Raw genomic sequence first — 1,205 nt, 5'->3', positions numbered from 1 at the left:
GGGTGGGCCTTCTCGACCTCGTCGAAGAGGACGACGGAGAACGGCTTGCGGCGCACCTTCTCGGTGAGCTGGCCGCCCTCCTCGTAGCCCACGTATCCGGGCGGGGAGCCGAAGAGACGCGAGACGGTGTGCTTCTCGCTGAACTCCGACATGTCGAGGGAGATCAGCGCGTCCTCGTCACCGAAGAGGAACTCGGCGAGCGCCTTGGACAGCTCGGTCTTACCGACACCGGACGGGCCGGCGAAGATGAACGAGCCACCGGGACGCTTCGGGTCCTTCAGACCGGCGCGGGTACGGCGGATCGCCTTGGACAGCGCCTTGACGGCGTCGACCTGGCCGATGACCCGCTTGTGCAGCTCCTCCTCCATGCGGAGCAGGCGGCTGGACTCCTCCTCGGTCAGCTTGAAGACCGGGATGCCGGTGGCCGTGGCGAGGACCTCGGCGATCAGCTCGCCGTCGACCTCGGCGACGACGTCCATGTCGCCGGCCTTCCACTCCTTCTCCCGCTTGGCCTTGGCGGCCAGGAGCTGCTTCTCCTTGTCGCGGAGGGAGGCGGCCTTCTCGAAGTCCTGCGAGTCGATCGCGGACTCCTTGTCGCGGCGGACGCCGGCGATCTTCTCGTCGAACTCGCGCAGGTCCGGCGGAGCGGTCATCCGGCGGATGCGCATCCGGGAACCGGCCTCGTCGATCAGGTCGATCGCCTTGTCCGGCAGGAAGCGGTCCGAGATGTACCGGTCGGCCAGGGTGGCGGCCTGGACCAGCGCCTCGTCGGTGATGGAGACGCGGTGGTGCGCCTCGTACCGGTCGCGCAGACCCTTGAGGATCTCGATGGTGTGCGGCAGGGACGGCTCGGCGACCTGGATGGGCTGGAAGCGGCGCTCGAGGGCGGCGTCCTTCTCCAGGTGCTTGCGGTACTCGTCCAGCGTGGTGGCGCCGATGGTCTGGAGCTCACCGCGGGCCAGCATCGGCTTGAGGATCGACGCGGCGTCGATGGCGCCCTCGGCGGCACCCGCACCGACCAGCGTGTGCAGCTCGTCGATGAACAGGATGATGTCGCCGCGGGTGCGGATCTCCTTGAGGACCTTCTTCAGGCGCTCCTCGAAGTCACCGCGGTAGCGGGAGCCGGCGACCAGCGCGCCGAGGTCCAGGGTGTAGAGGTGCTTGTCCTTGAGGGTCTCGGGCACCTCGCCCTTGACGATGGCCTG

The 1,205-nt window shown here is 68.4% G+C and carries 1 protein-coding gene; it reads right to left on the bottom strand.

Annotated elements, in window-relative coordinates:
• A partial coding sequence (locus G6W55_RS37705) for an AAA family ATPase (protein WP_175525071.1) occupies positions 1-1,205 on the bottom strand: 1,205 nt, incomplete at both ends.

The sequence above is a fragment of the Streptomyces sp. CAI-85 genome, from assembly GCF_013363615.1.
Taxonomy (GTDB): domain Bacteria; phylum Actinomycetota; class Actinomycetes; order Streptomycetales; family Streptomycetaceae; genus Streptomyces; species Streptomyces antibioticus_B.
This window is presented reverse-complemented; position numbering and strand designations above follow the sequence as displayed.